11 protein-coding genes and 1 tRNA gene are annotated in these 13,801 nt (G+C 54.4%); 7 read left to right on the forward strand and 5 right to left on the reverse strand.

Translation table 11 applies throughout. The annotated features are described in order from the left end of the window. The first annotated feature begins 310 nt into the window (after window positions 1–310). On the forward strand, window positions 311–1,879 hold the full coding sequence (locus LN415_01000) for a hypothetical protein (protein MCJ2555674.1): 1,569 nt from the start codon (window positions 311–313) through the stop codon (window positions 1,877–1,879). Window positions 1,880–2,015: 136 nt separating this feature from the next. Continuing rightward, entirely contained in the window at window positions 2,016–2,570 is a 555-nt protein-coding gene (locus LN415_01005; GenBank protein MCJ2555675.1) for a hypothetical protein, read from the forward strand. On the opposite strand, the gene LN415_01010 is transcribed toward LN415_01005, so the two are convergent. The 3 genes from LN415_01010 to leuS form a co-directional block, all read right to left on the reverse strand. Further along, the gene (locus tag LN415_01010) at window positions 2,548–3,486 is read right to left on the reverse strand and encodes a site-specific integrase (GenBank protein ID MCJ2555676.1); all 939 of its coding nucleotides are present in this window, start codon (window positions 3,484–3,486) and stop codon (window positions 2,548–2,550) included. The genes LN415_01005 and LN415_01010 overlap by 23 nt on opposite strands. Before the next feature lie 402 nt (window positions 3,487–3,888). Further along, window positions 3,889–3,962, reverse strand: a tRNA-Lys gene (locus LN415_01015). A 35-nt stretch (window positions 3,963–3,997) separates the two neighbouring features. Next, entirely contained in the window at window positions 3,998–6,874 is a 2,877-nt protein-coding gene (leuS, locus tag LN415_01020; protein MCJ2555677.1) for a leucine--tRNA ligase, read from the reverse strand. A 175-nt stretch (window positions 6,875–7,049) separates the two neighbouring features. On the opposite strand from leuS, the gene LN415_01025 reads away from it, so the two are divergent. The 5 genes from LN415_01025 (at window position 7,050) to mptA (ending at window position 11,169) form a co-directional block, all read left to right on the forward strand. After that, window positions 7,050–7,433 (forward strand): ribbon-helix-helix domain-containing protein, encoded by a 384-nt coding sequence (locus LN415_01025; GenBank protein ID MCJ2555678.1) that lies wholly within the window; start codon window positions 7,050–7,052, stop codon window positions 7,431–7,433. Between the two features lie 151 nt (window positions 7,434–7,584). After that, window positions 7,585–8,388 (forward strand): hypothetical protein, encoded by an 804-nt coding sequence (locus LN415_01030; GenBank protein ID MCJ2555679.1) that lies wholly within the window; start codon window positions 7,585–7,587, stop codon window positions 8,386–8,388. 48 nt (window positions 8,389–8,436) lie between these two features. Continuing rightward, window positions 8,437–8,856: a secondary thiamine-phosphate synthase enzyme YjbQ gene (locus tag LN415_01035; protein MCJ2555680.1), complete on the forward strand. Its 420-nt coding sequence runs from the start codon at window positions 8,437–8,439 to the stop codon at window positions 8,854–8,856. Between the two features lie 44 nt (window positions 8,857–8,900). Next, the gene (locus tag LN415_01040; GenBank protein ID MCJ2555681.1) at window positions 8,901–10,268 is read left to right on the forward strand and encodes an MFS transporter; all 1,368 of its coding nucleotides are present in this window, start codon (window positions 8,901–8,903) and stop codon (window positions 10,266–10,268) included. A 34-nt stretch (window positions 10,269–10,302) separates the two neighbouring features. Beyond that, window positions 10,303–11,169, forward strand: a complete 867-nt coding sequence (gene mptA, locus LN415_01045) for a GTP cyclohydrolase MptA (protein MCJ2555682.1) — start codon at window positions 10,303–10,305, stop codon at window positions 11,167–11,169. Between the two features lie 209 nt (window positions 11,170–11,378). Here the strand turns inward: mptA and LN415_01050 are convergent, their stop codons facing one another. Together LN415_01050 and LN415_01055 are read right to left on the reverse strand one after the other, a co-directional pair. After that, a complete protein-coding gene (locus LN415_01050; protein MCJ2555683.1) occupies window positions 11,379–11,870 on the reverse strand; it encodes a hypothetical protein in 492 nt (163 codons plus the stop codon). 401 nt (window positions 11,871–12,271) lie between these two features. Continuing rightward, complete coding sequence (locus LN415_01055; GenBank protein ID MCJ2555684.1) at window positions 12,272–13,798, reverse strand: phenylalanine--tRNA ligase subunit alpha; 1,527 nt, start codon at window positions 13,796–13,798, stop codon at window positions 12,272–12,274. Window positions 13,799–13,801: the final 3 nt, after the last annotated feature.

Consider the following 13,801-nt stretch of genomic DNA (forward strand, 5'->3'; position numbering starts at 1 on the left):
TCACAGACCTTCCCGGCCCAGTTTCTACTTATGCCCTTCTTCAAGTCTTTCTCAATCCTCGCCGGGTAGGACAACCGATTCTGATTTCGCAAGAAGTATTCCAGCACTGTCTTCTCCTTGGCAGTGGGTTCGAGTTCGGAGAGCGTGTGTTGCATGATACAACCTCAGAAGGATAATCCATTTCGCGCTTAAGTGTTTCCTTGACTTCATCGGTGAATAACTGTTAACAGGATTTCGATTTGCTTCACTAGTGCAGTCGTTTGTCACATCGTTTGCACTTTCAGACTCTAAATGTCGATGAAGAGATATAATGCATAGCGTGAAGAACAACGCATCAACGGATTATCGTGAAGCCTCCTCAAACGTAGCGAGGACCGTAAAGGAAGAAGAGAAAGCACCAAGGCTCCCTCGGCTTGGTTCGAGCCTTGGCTGGCTCCAAGGGCTTTTTCACCGAGGCTTGGGGCTTGGTGTCCTCGTGAAACTGCCTTTGCTTATCCTAGGAATCCTCCAAGACGGAAGGGGTCGCTACTCGAGTGGGAAGAGAGGCTCCGAGCGGCCCAAGCTCTCGAACTTGGAGAACCAGAAGTGGCTCATCAGGCAGAGAGATGTTTCGGGCAGATTGAAGTTCATTGAGACCTTGGATCATCCCCCGACCCGTCGGGAGTTGGCCAGGCATGGTCACGGGTCATTCTCCATTTTGACGACGAAACCTGCGTTGAAGCACTGGGAGACTGTCGTCATTCCTGAGAAGGAAGACGAGACTCCGCAGTCCCGCACTCCATCTGCGTTCTCATCGAAGGCCTTGATTACGCCTCGTCGTGGACTCCGAGATGGAACGAAGAAAAAGGAAGTGCATAGACAAGAGGCTCCAAAGGTACATGCAAAGAGACCTGCTGAGGAGGACAAGACAGGCCACGTTGGAGAGACGAGCTCTCTCAAAGCCCACTCCTCCCTCAGGAGCAAGAGCATCAGGTTTCACGATGAAGAAACGTCCCCGCAAGAAGCTGGGGTTCGAAGCACAGTTCAAGACGAGTCAGAATCGGGACGCCTCTGTGAGCGATGCAGAGAGCCATCGAAATCTCTGGCGAGGTGTGATTTTTGTGGAAAGACTCTTTGCGACGACTACGGAAGGAGCTGCTATCGGGATCATATTTGCCCAGAATCCAAGGTCTGCTGCAACTGTGACCGAAGGGTCGAGAACAGCTTGGTTGAGCTAGGTAGCTATTGTAACAAAACCTTCTGCAGTCCGAGATGTAGAGACGTTTGCAGGAGAGAGAACAAGAGAACAGACGAGTGTAGGACCTGCGTGACCAATGCTTTGATTGAGAATGCAGAGAGGTCAACGAGTCGAGAAGCTGAAAGGACTGCAGAAGAAGAGGATGAAAGAAGCTATGAGGACGATGGCACTGACGAACAACCAGAAGAAGAGTCAACGGTCGACGTGGAATATGTAGAAGAAGAGATTGATGGAGAAGAGGATCTGGATGATGAGAATGAAGACTCGGAAGAGGAGGATGAGGCAACCGAAGTCGAGGAAACGTGTGAGGGTGTCTCAAAGAAGATAGCGTGCAAGAAATGCTTCAAGAGTCACTGTGTCTCGAGATATTGTGATGGCATCTGCAAAGGATGTCGGTTTTTCCTCTGCGATGAGAGGTGCCGGAGATTTGGACGCTGCAAGACCTGCCCATACTTCGATGACTGCGAAATCCGATGCCGCCTGACCTTGGAACGTTGCGATACGAGATACTGCAGAGGATTCAGTTGCGAAGACCGTTGTGTGTCCGGTGTAGATTGTGATCGTGACTGCGAAAGATGCGATGAACCCGGGTGTTACTTCTACGATGAGTCTGAGGATGAGGATCATGATGATGAGGAGTAGCCTATGAGTTCGCTAGAGATAGTTGAGTTCCTCCAGGGCACTGAGGGAGAAGGGGAGAGAAGTGAAGGAGCGCAAGGAACGACGAGGTTGGATATGAAATGAGCCTTGAACGTAGCCAATGGCAAGGTGCCTGAGAATGAACGAATCGAATGATGCCCGTAAGAGGAGGTCTCGAACGGGAGATGAGACGACTATTGTCAGGAAGGCGCGAGTACGCAAAGGAGATTCGGGACGCACTAACACTATGGACCCGGGGGTAGCTTCCAACTCGGCCCCTAAGCCCCTGGAATCGCGTTCCAGAAGGGCTTCACAGGCACAGATGACCTCTCATACCATTCAAATAAGAAGAGCTAGAAAGGCACGCAAACGCGTGCCAATAAGACGTGCATTCATTGAGACGAGCGAGATCGAGGATCAATCGAGAGTCCGAGAAGAGACTCCAAAGAGGGAAGTCATTGTGTCAAAGGCTGAAACCGAAGTCACCTACAATGAGAATGAGGGTAGCCAACCCTCACCCGAGAATAGAATCATCAAGACCTCGAGCCTGCGTCGCTTTGCTTCAGAAAAACTTCCTTCATCATCCGTTCTTCGAGAGGTTCTCATGGCGGAGAATGAGAAGCTTACAGCTGAGGAATTTCTGGCAAAGCTAGATATCTGGCTTCACCTTTTCAAGAGGGATATCGGAGGATGACTTTGTTGTTAGGGAGAGCCGTCACGAATTCCCATCCTTCAGTGACATATCTTTCGATTTGATCCATCCCTACGACCTTCTGATGATTGTTGTTTGGATTGGCCCCGACCAGACGGTTCCTGATGATGTCTCTCAGTTCCTCATCTGAGATGTTGCAGAGCGAGTCCTTCTCTATCTCCTCCTCAGTGAACCCAGACATGCGCAACAGCTCTGTGCGGAATATTCGTTTCAGCTCTTCCTCTTTGGGAAGTTCGGGGACCTTTGTCTGCAGGAATTCCTGGCTCCTACTGTAGGCTTCCCTCATATCCTCAACGACCTGAACAGGCAGTTTGGCCTTGTTAGTGGTGTACCTATGCTCAATGTCTCCCACATGCCCCATCCAAAAAGTTCGGTAATCACGGAGGACACACCCCTTCGATTCTGCAAGCATGAGCTGTGTGTCGAAATAGGATCGGAGAACGTAGGGCCGCCATTGAAAGCCAGATTTCCTTATGGCTCCCCTAATCGCGTGTGAGACTTTGGTCGTTGATATGAAAGGCTTCTTGGCAGTTTTGGGCGTGAGAATGGGAGAATCCATCTTCATCTTCTCTCCATTGCGGAGTCTCTCCTCAAGGTAATCCTTCAGATATTCGCAACCCTCTTCGGACAGGAATGAGAAGTACCTCTGTCCAGCCTTGCTCAGTTCATGCCTGACCACGACTATGGTCGGTGTCTTTTCGAAAGCAATCGAATCGCCCTTTACCTTCATCTCAGGAAGATCACCAACGACAAGTCCATCGTCTCCTGTGTAGCTGCCCAGTGTCTGTATCCTCAATCCTGAATGTGCCACCAGAGCACACATGACCCTGGTCTTCTTGTCTCCAGAAAGAAAGATCCCTTTGAGTTCCTGAGGAGTTGGCACTCTCTCGTCCTTCAATGTAGGATGAATCCCAGAGTCTCTGACCTTGATCTTCTTCTGTATGACCTTGTCGTTGTGGCCAAGCCAGGATCTGAGTGCCTTCAGTATCGACGTTATGTATGAACCTGTCAGTTCCTTGTCCTCCAACTCGGTCACGTAGTCCAAAAGAACCTTGTAGAGTTCCTTCTCCGATTCTGCAGCGAACTTTCTTGGCGTAAGCTTGTGACCTCTGCAGAAGTTGCCCAATCGACGCAAATAGACATCAGCAGTCACGATGGAACCTCTTGCCACGTTGTCATACCAGCGCTTGACCTCTTTGTCTTCGAGTAGCGGCTTATAGGCAGTTCCTCTTCCCTTCCGCTTCGTCATGATGAGACTATCAGTTAACCCCAATATAATGGTTTCGTACCGCAATTAGTACGGGCCTGAAGGGATTCGAACCCTTGACCTATCGGTTAAGAGCCGATCGCTCAACCTAGCTAAGCTACAGGCCCATCTGGTGACTGAGAGCGCACTCACTATATTATCCTTATTCGATGAAGATTGCGGGGCGCCAGGGCCTTGCCCCCGCGGCCCTTGACCCGGGATCGTGTCGTTCCGGGTCATCCGCGGTGAATATCGAGACCTCGCACTTGAACTCCCTTTCCAGGAAGTCCTTCGACTCCTCCAAGTAGTTCTTCTCATCGATGCATTGAGAGAACATCTCGATGTCGGATGGCTTCATCTTGGTGACCTGGTCCACAAGCTTGGGCGCCCACTTGGAGGCCTGCTTCGAACTTGCCCTCACGAGGTCATCCTTCATGGCCTCTTTCATCAGGACTCCGACTTCGAGCCTGCCTTCCTTCCTCAGCCCGACCGCCGTCTCAAACATGTTTGCCATCCATTCCGGATGAGTGTAGAACACAAGCCGCGCGGGGGTCATGCCGGTCGCCCTGGAGATCTGCCTCACATCATCCAGCGTGTTCCGGAAGAACTTCTCGGACGCCTCCAGTTCCACCTTGATGCTGTCTTCATCAGTCTCAGGGAGTCTGGCGAGCGATACGAAACCCTCCTTTCCGAGCCCTTCCCATATCTCTTCGCACACGTGTGGAACGAAGGGGGCAAGAAGCATTGTCTGCAGCTCAACGAAGTCCGCCAGAAGCTCCGAGTTGGGGATGTCGTTGCACCTCCTGAGATACCAGTTCCAGTCACCCTGAAGATCGAAATACGCGTGTTTCAACGCAGTCCTCAGGTTGAGGAGTTTCATGGCCTCGTTGTATCTCCCCATAGCCCTGTTCATTAGCGATCTGAACCATCTGTCAATCGGTTGCACGTCACCGCGAGTCTCATGGTCACTGAGCGCGAACCTCATCCACTGCCGGAGCTTCCTTCCGATGGAATCGGCGAAATCCACATCGAAGGAGGGGTCATCAAGACCTTCGCCTCCCTGCGCGAGCGTGATTCGTGTCACATCGGCGCCCCAGGCCTTTATCGCGTGCCTTATGTATGTCACTCTCCCGTGGGACTTCGACATCTTCTGTCCTTCCAGCTTCACGAACCCGTTCACTCCGAAGGCTCTTGGCCAGCTCTCCTGCGGGAAGATCGCGACATGGTTGAATATACAGAACACGAGGTGGTTCTGAACCAGGTCCTTGCCCGAGTTCCTGAGATCGAAGGGATACCAGTAGAGGAACTCATTCCTCATGGCATCCAGCGTTTCCACATCGATCCCCGTCTTCTCCGCAACCGACTTTGCGTCCCCGCTTTCGAACAGGACGTAGTCAAAGAAGTCGTCATCGACCTTGTCAGCGCTCCCCTCAGGGAGCAGGTGGCAGAACGTGTAGTATGACATGTAGATCGTGGAGTCGGAAAGCGACTCGATCACCCAGCTCTCGTCCCATGGAAGGGACGTGCCAAGTCCGTGATGGTGTGCGCACGCCCACTCTCGCAACCAGTCCACGACGTACTCGAATTGCCTTCTCGAGATTTCCGGGAGCAGCTTCATCTTCTCCAGGGCTTCGTAGGTGAGCTTCTTCCACTCTGGATCCCCGTAGTCCAGAAACCACTGATCGCGAACGAGCTTGACGACGGCTGGCGTCAGGCAGCGGCAAATGACCTCCCCGCTGGGCTCGTACAGGATGTCGGCCTCACCCGCCTCGATCATCTTCCGCTTGATTGCGTCTTTTGCCTCCTCGACTTTCATTCCAGAGATGTCCCCGCAATCCTCGTTCATGACCCCTGTGTAGTAGCCCGTCCTGTAGATCTCGTCCTTCGCCTTCTCGAGCTTATCCCTCTCCATCTGGTTCTCTATCCCCATGCGGTCCACGATCTCCACCGCTGGAAGTGGCCCCCATCCTTCGGACGTGATGATCGCGATCGGCGCTATGTTCTTGATCTCATCGGGATCCAAATCGAACTCGGCCAGGGTCTCCTCATCCTCCTGCAGGTCCTTGAGCGCTATCCAGTCGTCGGGGGCGTCCGAGGGCACGCTCGTCACTATCCCCGTGCCCTTCGCCTGGTCTATGAACTTCGATGGAAGGACCGGTATCTCCGATCCGATCACAGGTGCTCTGACAGTCTTCCCCACGAAGTCCCTGCCGCTCACAGAACCCACGACCTCGACGTCCTTCTTCTGCTCCGCAAGCTTTCCCGCGGCTTCCTCGCTGACCACCCATATCTCGGACCCGACCCGCACCTCCTTGTACTCGATGTCAGGATCCACCCAGAGGTTCGTCTGTCCGTAGACCGTCTCGGGCCTCAGCGTCGCGGCCAAGAGGAACTTCCCATCGGTCGGGAACTTCAGAAGAACGAACTCAGCGGGGGTTTCGCCCTCTCCCTCGAGTCTGTCATGGTCGCCCACTGGGGCCTCGTCCTTTGGACACCAGATGACCGGATGTTCTCCGAGGCGCAGGAAACCATTGTCCTTCAGCCTTCTGAACTGCCATTTGACGAAACTGTCGTAGAAGGGATTCAGGCGAGTGGTGATGAACGACCTTCTCCAGTCAACGGACGCCCCAAGGCTCTTCAGGTCGATCATTGCCTGCGGCGGGAAGTACTGCGTCCAGTGGACGGGGTCATTGAACCTTATGATCTCGTCCTGCGGGATGCCCATGTCTCTCATGATCCCGAACTGCATCTCCTCTCCTTCGGAGATCCTGTTGGCCGCCGCGACAATCGGCAGACCCGTGCAGTGGAATGCTTGCGGCATGAGCACGTTGTACCCTCTCATCCGCAAGTGCCTAGCCAGGATCTCCGCGTGCAGAAAAGTGACTCCGAATCCCAGATGGAGGTATCCGTTCATGTAGGGGTATGGAACGTTCAGGAAGAACTTCGGCTGCCCTTCGCGGGCATCGGCCTCAAAAGCTCCGGACTCCTCCCACTTCTTCTGCCACTTCGACTCCATGGCTAGCTGTTCGTCGGTTTTCATGTCGGTTCTCACCCACTAATCCTAGGGCGGAAAAAAGGCTTTCGCCTTGTCCTACGGGATAAGACATCTCACGATATTATTAAATACCGTTCTGCAGATACGGTCTCTAACACGTCCTTATGTTCTCGAACTGTATGACCCAAGTCATACATCCTCGAGAGCAGGCGGTGGCTCAATGAAGGAAATCAACGAGCGCGTGACTCTCAGACTGGAGAAAGACAACCTGGATAGGATGGATTCTTTTCTGCAGAAGAGCAAGGAATTCTCGAACCGATCCCAGTTCCTGAGGGTTGCTGTAGAGGCCTTCATTGACCACACAGAGAAGACCCAGGAAGAGATATCGGTGAAGATACCAGCGAAGTACCTAGGATACATCGATGCAATGATCAGGGACGGCTATTTCCTTTCTCGGGAATATGCGGTTCTCAGATGCATCGAGGAATTCCTCTCCCCAGAGAACGTGATGAGGCTCGGCAAACACAATGAGACGATGGGAGTGGCCTCTGGGAAGGAGGTCTCTGTTGACTTCGGCGAAAAAAGAGAACTTCTCGAACGATAGACAAAGGACGTGCAAAGCGCGGAAGTCTGTGCGACTCTAACGCTAGCCAAAAGATGGGAACGGCGAGGGCCGTAAAGCACTGCTCACTGAAGGGATGGGATGCAAACCTTCGGGACACAGATTTCCGTGCGAACACCTTTGGAGGCAACCAATGAGCGCAGAAGCGGAACAGGAAATCGTGGACCACGTCATGGGAATACTCTCAACAGACCTACCAGAGCCCCGAATCGTCATCGTGGGGTGCGGCGGTGCGGGATGCAACATCGCCGGCCAGGTTCGGGAACGGTCCGGGCAAGGATTGGAGACAGTCGCCATAAACTCCGATGAGGAGAGTCTCGGCAGCGTCGTATCCGACGTCAAGATCCGCTTAGGGAAGGGTCCGGAGCATTCCAGAGGCGCGAAGGGCGTTCCCGAAGTGGGAAAGGGCCTCGCTCGTGCCGCCAAGGATAGCATCTCTTCTGCGATCAGAGCGGACATTGCATTCGTCATTGTCGGGTTGGGCGGAGGCATAGGAACCGGCTGCGCTCCCGAAGTCTCCGGAATCATTCGCGAGTCCGGCGCGGTGGTCATCTCGATCCCTGTGATGCCTTTCTCCGTGGAGGGCCGAAACTCCGCCGCCGAGAAGGGTTTGCGGGAGCTGCGGGCTGCCTCGGACTCCACGATTGTGCTGGAGAATGACTCGCTTCTCAAGTTCGGAGCTGACGTACCGCTAACCGGGGCGTTCTCCGTTCTGAACGGTGTGATTGCCGGCTTGATAGATTGCGTTGTAGAGAGGATATCGAGGACCTTCCTGACAGTGCTCGAAGACGAGGTCGTGGCGATGGCAAGGAACATTCAGGTGGCCGTTGACGTTCAGGAATCGGGAGAGGGAAGATTATCCCCTCTCCCTCCGCTCGAGGCCCAGGGGGAAATCCAGTCATATCCGGAAGAGTTCAACACCTTCGACACCGACTAGCGAGCGACACAGTTTTATCTCTCCAGCCCATGCCAGCTTGGTGATGATCTGACAGTAGTTACAGGGTCAGTTGAGCTCAGTACGCAGGGCGAGGTAGACATTATTGATGTGACGGACGACGTCAGGCGAGTCGTTTCCGATTGCGGGATGAACAGCGGGATAGCCTGCGTCTTCACGAGGAGTTCCACGAGCACCGTCACAACGATCGAGTATGAGCCCGGCCTTCTGAGAGATATACCCGATGCCCTGGAGAGGCTCTTCCCGAAGAACATGGAATACGGACACGAGCAGATGTGGCATGATGGCAACGGGCACAGCCACGTTCGGGCTGCGTTCTTGAAACCCAGCCTGACAGTGCCCTTCGTGGATGGGGACTTGCTCCTGGGGACCTGGCAGCAGATAGTGTTCGTGGAGCTCGACAACAAGCGGAGGAACCGGAAGCTCATCATACAGATGGTCGGGGAGTAGCCTGAGAAGCGCCCACCAAATCGGGCTTTTATACACGATTGGACATGCTCCTCGCAGTGCCCACATCTACTTCTGTTGGGAGAAGGCAGAGGAAAGTCAACCTCTATGTTCTGTCAACGCTCGCCTTCCTCATCAGCCTCGGGTTCGGGCTGATCGCACCGTTTCTGCCCTTCTATGCCGAGTTCCTCGGCGCCGATGCCATCGCCATCGGAATCCTCCTGTCCTCTTTCATGGTAACTCGCGCTCTCCTGGCCACTCCGTTCGGCAATCTCTCGGACAGGATTGGCAGGAAGCGGATAATCGGCGTGGGGGCCGTGATGTATGCCTTTCTCGCCTTCTTCTTCACTCTTCCAGGGGACTGGGTCGGTCTGATTTTCGTCCGTGCCTTTCAGGGTGTTGCGTCCGCAATGGTCTGGCCGGTAGGCGAAGCTCTGCTAGTGGACTCCGTGCCGGGGAGGCAACGGGGACGGGCGATGGGTGTGTACATATTCGCGTCCAATGCGGGCTGGGTTCTTGGCCCCCTCATCGGCGGACTGCTCCTTTTCATGGGGCAGAATGTCCTCGGCCTGGATACGCTCTCCAGCTATCGGTTTCCCTTCTACGTCCTCGCGATTCTGTCTCTCATCGCGGCGGGCCTCTTCTTCGCCACAGTTGAGGATGTAATCAAGCCAGAGAAGCGCAAGAAGGAGGACAGGAGTTCAAGGAAAAAGCGTAGGGCCGTCCTGGACTCGAGGACATCTTCCGAGCTCAGGATTCTCTACCTCAATGCGCTGGTCAATGGTTTCAGCATGGGCATACTGAGTTTCATCACGATTCTCTTCATGAAGGACGTCATCAATATCGAAGAGTATCTGATTGGCATAATAATCGGGCTCACTGGTGCGATTGGGATGATTGCGAACATCCCTGCCGGAAGGCAGGCGGACAGGGTTGGACGAAAACCCGTTCTTCTTCTGGGCGGATATCTGGCCAGACTCTCAATGTTGATGCTTCCATTCGTGGGGCTTCTGCCATTGCGGGCGTTAGGAAGGGCAAGCTCACTCGCGGATCCCTATCTCTACGGCCTTGTGGCCATCAGTGGAGTGCTGGCGTTCCGTTTCTTCGCATTCCAGATCAGCCAGCCTGCACTGAGAGCCTTGCAGGCGGACATAATCCCTGCCGCCGTCCGAGGGAGATTGATAGGTATGATGCAGACGATGTTCAACGTGGGGGCGATAATCGGCGCCCCGATAGGCGGGGCCGTCTATATGGCCTTTGAAGGACGTTTCTTCGGAATCCCTCCTTTCGTCCTGCCAGGGGAGGGAGTCCCATTCATCATCCCAGCAATCCTCGGGTTCATCACTCTGACGTTGATCCTGCTCTACGTCAGGGAACCAATAAAGGCCAGAAAGGAGAGAATCAGTGAGAAATAATTTAAGGGAGGCAGTCATAGTTGCGGGGGAGACAATGGCCTCCAGAGATATTCAGAGCGAACGGTCCGATAATAAGTTCATCCTCACTCGTGTCGGCGTTACGGACGTCAAGAAGCCCGTGAGAGTGAGGAGACCAGATAGAGCGACAACACTCACCGTCGACCTTGATGTTTTTGTTGACCTGCCCTCCTCAATGAAGGGCAGCCATATGTCCAGGAACCTGGAGGCGATCGGCGAGATCGTTGACAGCTCCGTCAGGCAGCCGGTCGCCGGCCTGGAGGACCTCTCACTGATGATATGCAGGAAACTCCTTGAGCGGCATGAGTACGCTTCCTACTCTGAGGCACGGGCCAGCGCGTACTACTTCTTGGAGAAGGAGACCCCGCTGGGGACGAAGAGCCTCGAGAGGTACAAGCTCGTTGCCAGGGCCGAGGCCCGCAGCGGTGAGGAGCCAGGAACCAATAAATCAATCGGAGTCGAGGTCGTTGGCATGACCACGTGCCCCTGTGCCATGGAGACCATCAGCGGCAGCACCAGCGGGTTAAGGGTGGAGCAAGCCATCACTCACAATCAGAGAAACAAGACATTCGTGATGATGGACGTTCCAGAGGGTATGACCGTTGAGGCAGATGATCTCGTGCAGATAGTGGAGAGATCGATGAGCAGCCCGACGTATGAGATACTGAAAAGAGAGGACGAGGCGGAGCTCGTCAGGCGGGCGCACTCGAACCCGAGATTCGTCGAGGACGTCGTGAGGGGGGTCCTGGCGCACATTCTGGAGGCGTTCAAGGACTTGCCCGACTGGGTTCAGGTTCAGGTCAAAAGCGAGAGCGAGGAATCGATCCATAAGCACAACGCATTCGCCGAGAGAGTGACAACTCTCGGAGAACTTCGGGGATAGCTCCCCGCAAAGCTTTATTTCGTCAATCCCATTCACCCACGTTGAGTCTGATATCCATATGTCATATCTGCGGTGCTCCCGCGACACAAACGTGCTCACACTGCGGAAAGCCCGTGTGCAGAGATGACTTCGATTTCCGCATGACCGTGTGCAAGGCATGCGTCTCCAAGAGGCAGAAGCCCGAAGAACAGGAGAGAACGAGGACACGTCTATTTCAGTAGTCGGAGCGCATCGTCACGCTCTATGCCCAATGCCCTTAACAGATACTCCAGCGACTTCGAGGCTATCATGTCCTTCGTCTGCTCATCGAGAAACCTCTCCATTATTATGGGTGCCTTTGAATAGTATTGAATGGCGAATTCAGAAAGGTAATATGGAGCGCTGTCAGGGTCGAGTTCGCTGGCCTTGACGTAGAACTGCTCTGCCTCGTTGAATCTCCCGGCGTCCATGCAGTAAGAAGCGTAGGCCTCGATGTACTGAGGGTTCTCAGGTTCCAGATCTATCGCCTTCTTGTAGAGATCGGCAATCTTCTCGGGTTTGACCTTCGGATTCCCGATGCTCGCCTCCGCCTTGCCGAAGAATGCCCTCGCGTTCTCTGGACTCATCTTCGTTGCCTTGTTGAAATGCTTGAGCGCCTTGTCGTATTCGCACATCCCCAACAGCCTCTCGCCGTCAGCGATTTCTTCCTCAACTTCCTTCATGAACAGTCCTCTCAAGTGTCGTATTGACAACACCGAGATAAAAGTTTGGTCAGGAGTCGTATACCAGATTATCATGGATGATAATTTCGACGAAAGTAGCTTAACAACTCAGAATGCTCTTCATAATGACTGCGATCATGATGTCTGGCGCCTATCTTGAGTTGAGGGTTGAGGGAGCGAAACCGCCTCGGTCAGTCGTTTCCGCAACACGTCCCTACGGCTGGAGAGTTCGAGGAGACAAGCTCGTCTATCCACTATCTGAAGAGGAATTCAACGTCGATGACTCAGGCCGCGTCATGAAAACGCTCGAAGCCTTGAATCGAGCTAGCTATGTCTTGAAGATCCTGAGGATGCCCTACAAGATCAGTTTTCAAGCGAGATCCAAGACGTCCCAAGTGTAGTCAGAATATGGGTTTTGCTTTCTTTAGCCACTCGATGTCGCTCACGTAGATCGTGCGCATGTCGGTTGTGTCTGTCAGGGCCATGACAAGCCTTTCGAGTCCGAGTCCCCATGCGAGGACGGGATGCTTCACACCGAACGGATGGGTGACTTCTGGCCTGAATATCCCGGCACCGCCGAGCTCGACCCACTCCCCGTCCAAGTACATCTCCACTTCCAGGCTAGGCTCCGTGTATGGGAAGTAGCCCGGTCTGATGTTGATCTTGTCGTATCCCATCTTCCTGTAGAACTCCTTCAGCACGCCGATGAGCATCGCGAGATTGGCCCCCTCCTCCATGACGATCCCCTCGACCTGGATGAACTCGGGAAGGTGCTTCGAGTCCATCGCCTCTCGCCTGAAGACCCTGCCCACAGAGAAGACCTTGATCGGCGGGTCCGGGTGCTCTGAGAGGTATCTGAGCGTGTTCACTGTTGTATGCGTCCTCAATATCGCCTTCCTGGCCTCGTCGACATCCCATTCGTACTTCCAGCCTTCCGAGGCAGTGTCCCCGCCCGATTCATGCATATCCTTGATCCTCTGGACCAGCTCCTCAGGTGGAAGGGGCAGCGTCCTCGGCTCCGATAGGTAGAACGTGTCTTGCATGTCCCGGGCCGGGTGGTCCTGGGGCTGGAAGAGCGCATCGAAGGTCCAGAAGGAGAGATCAACGAAATCGCCCTCGATCTCCTCGAAACCCATCTCCGCGAAGATTCGCTTGACCTTTCTGATATGCTCCACAAGGGGATGACTCCTCCCGCCAGAGACCTGCGGAGCAAAGGCGTCTATGTCGTACTTCCTGAAGCTGACCTCCCTCCACTTCCCCGTCTGCAACAGTTCAGGCGTCAGCTGCGCGACCTCCTCTCCTATCTTGATGCCCTTCTGTATGCACTTCTTTCCCAGGTCAGTGAGCGTAATCTCGCGGAGGACCCTCTCCCTCTCCTTGATCACATCCTGCCTTCTCAGCAGCATTCCAATCGTTGCGGCGTCCACATCGCTCTCAGGCAGCTCTCCCTCTGAGAGGCGCTGAACGAGCTCCTCGTCCTTGCCCTTCTCGGTGACGGCCTTCTTTCCATGCTCGGTGATGATCAGAACGGTTCTACCGTCTTCCTTCTCTATCGTGGCCCACGCCTTTCTCTTCATCCATCCGATGGCGATCTGAACCTCCTTCGGTGAGAGACGCGCCCTCTTCTGGAGCGTTCCGAGGTCGGTCCTTCCCCTGGCTTTCCTCAGCGCCTTCAGCGCTCTCCTCTCGGGAAGGCTCTTCGTCGCCCACTGCTTCTTGGCCAGAGAGTAGTAGCTGATGACCTTCTCCTTTATCGTGACGAGCCCCTTGGACTGGAGCCAGGAGGAGGCGTTCATGACCTCGACGAGCTCCGCGAAACCTCCGCGCTTCAGAAGCTCATCCGGAGCGGCCGAGCTGGCATCTCCGAACGCGAGAAGGACCCTCTTCTCGAGGAGGCTCAGTTCGTCCATCAGGTCATCGACATCCATCAC

The organism is Candidatus Thermoplasmatota archaeon, assembly GCA_022848865.1.
GTDB lineage: Archaea > Thermoplasmatota > Thermoplasmata > RBG-16-68-12 > JAGMCJ01 > JAGMCJ01.

Excerpts from the sequence above, each read along its gene's own strand:
- LN415_01000 (MCJ2555674.1), top strand. The coding sequence starts at position 311 with ATGCATAGCGTGAAGAACAACGCATCAACGGATTATCGTGAAGCCTCC.
- LN415_01005 (MCJ2555675.1), top strand. The coding sequence starts at position 2,016 with ATGAACGAATCGAATGATGCCCGTAAGAGGAGGTCTCGAACGGGAGAT.
- leuS (MCJ2555677.1), bottom strand. The coding sequence starts at position 6,874 with ATGAAAACCGACGAACAGCTAGCCATGGAGTCGAAGTGGCAGAAGAAG.
- LN415_01025 (MCJ2555678.1), top strand. The coding sequence starts at position 7,050 with ATGAAGGAAATCAACGAGCGCGTGACTCTCAGACTGGAGAAAGACAAC.
- LN415_01030 (MCJ2555679.1), top strand. The coding sequence starts at position 7,585 with ATGAGCGCAGAAGCGGAACAGGAAATCGTGGACCACGTCATGGGAATA.
- LN415_01040 (MCJ2555681.1), top strand. The coding sequence starts at position 8,901 with ATGCTCCTCGCAGTGCCCACATCTACTTCTGTTGGGAGAAGGCAGAGG.
- mptA (MCJ2555682.1), top strand. The coding sequence starts at position 10,303 with ATGGCCTCCAGAGATATTCAGAGCGAACGGTCCGATAATAAGTTCATC.
- LN415_01050 (MCJ2555683.1), bottom strand. The coding sequence starts at position 11,870 with ATGAAGGAAGTTGAGGAAGAAATCGCTGACGGCGAGAGGCTGTTGGGG.
- LN415_01055 (MCJ2555684.1), bottom strand. The coding sequence starts at position 13,798 with ATGGATGTCGATGACCTGATGGACGAACTGAGCCTCCTCGAGAAGAGG.